Here is a 1,651-nt window from a genome sequence, read left to right on the forward strand (position 1 = left end):
GATGCGGCTACTGATCATGCCAAAAATCCACTCTATAAAGGCATTGCAAATACGCTACCGGGCAATAAACCAGAAGAGTATCTCGACGCTTTTAAAAGAGACATTCGTGAAGGGAAGTTACCTCAAGTTTCTTGGATTAACGCGCCATCGATATACTGCGAACATCCAGACCCTTCAAGCCCGGTTCAAGGAGCTTGGTTTATTCAAGAAATTATTGATGCATTAACTGCTGTGCCAGAGGTGTGGAGTAAAACGGCTCTGCTCATCAACTTTGATGAAAATGATGGTTACTTTGACCATATGCCATCGCCATCAGCACCATCTCGACTCAAAAATGGCCAGTACGCAGGTAAATCGACACTAAGCAATGCTGATATGCAAGATGAATATTTTGATCATGCTGCACCTGAGGGGAGCCATTCACAGCCTACACCTGATGGACGAGTTTATGGTCCGGGTCCTCGTGTTCCTTTATATGTGATTTCTCCATGGAGTCGTGGCGGTTGGGTCAACTCACAAGTGTTTGACCATACTTCCGTGCTCATGTTTTTAGAAAAACGTTTTGGTGTAAAAGAGCCGAATATCAGTCCATACCGTCGTGCAGTGTGTGGTGATTTAACCAGTGCATTTAACTTTAAAACACCAAATGCAGATGTTTTACCGCAGCTGAGTGGTAAACAAACACGTGTGCAGGCAGATGCGCTAAGGGAAAACCAAGAAGCTTTGCCAGCTGTTCCTGTACCCACGGATATTAAGTTACCCATTCAGCAAAGTGGGATCCGTCTATCACGGGCGCTACCTTATGAGTTGCATACCAGTGCGCGTTGTAAAGCAGATGGTAAGGTGCAATTGATTTTTTCTAATACGGGTAAGCAGGCAGCGGTTTTCCACGTATATGACAAGCTCAATTTAGACCGTATTCCAAAGCGTTATATTGTCGAGCCGAATAAAACTTTAGATGATGAATGGAATGCTTTAAACGATAACTTAGGCCGTTATGACCTATGGGTACTTGGTCCAAATGGCTACCATCGTCATTTTAAAGGGGATACTCAACGTATTATCGATAGTGGTGTTAAACCTGAAATTCGAGTGTGCTATGACATTGCTAATGGTGATGTTTATGTCGAACTCATGAATGAGGGAACCAAGGATACAATATTGACAGTAAAACCTTGTGCATATCGACCAGATGCGCCATTGCAACTGACCGTAAAAGCGGGACAAGTTGTTAAGCAACATTGGTCGTTGGCTGATGTTGGGCATTGGTATGATTTTGAAGTTACGAGCGAGAGTGATCCGTATTATTACCGACGTTTTGCTGGCCGAGTCGAAACAGGTGAGGATTCCTTTAGTGATCCTGCAATGATCTAAGTTAGGATGAGGCAAAAAGAGGAACTTATTTTCTTTTTGCCTCATTTTTTATAATAAAAAATTCTCTAAAACTTCACGGACTGACTCGGATATTGGAACAGTCTTGCGTGTTTCACGGTCAACAAACACATGCACAAAATGTCCTTGAGCTGATGCTTGGTCTTGACCTTGTTTAAAGATTGCCAATTCATAGCGTAAAGATGTTGTACCAATTTTACCAATCGCAACACCTACCTGAATAACTTCTGGAAATGATAACTCTTGAAAAAAGCTACAA

General features: G+C 42.5%; 2 protein-coding genes. One reads left to right on the top strand and one right to left on the bottom strand.

The window, feature by feature from the left end; translation table 11 throughout:
- Positions 1-1,374 (top strand): phospholipase domain-containing protein (locus VXQ92_RS17010; RefSeq protein WP_416682610.1); only part of this gene is annotated, 1,374 nt, incomplete at its 5' end.
- A gap of 48 nt (positions 1,375-1,422) precedes the next feature.
- Here the strand turns inward: VXQ92_RS17010 and VXQ92_RS17015 are convergent.
- The coding region (locus VXQ92_RS17015) for an acyl-CoA thioesterase (RefSeq protein WP_416682611.1) at positions 1,423-1,651 on the bottom strand (229 nt) is incomplete at its 5' end.

Source organism: Acinetobacter sp. 228, assembly GCF_048147885.1.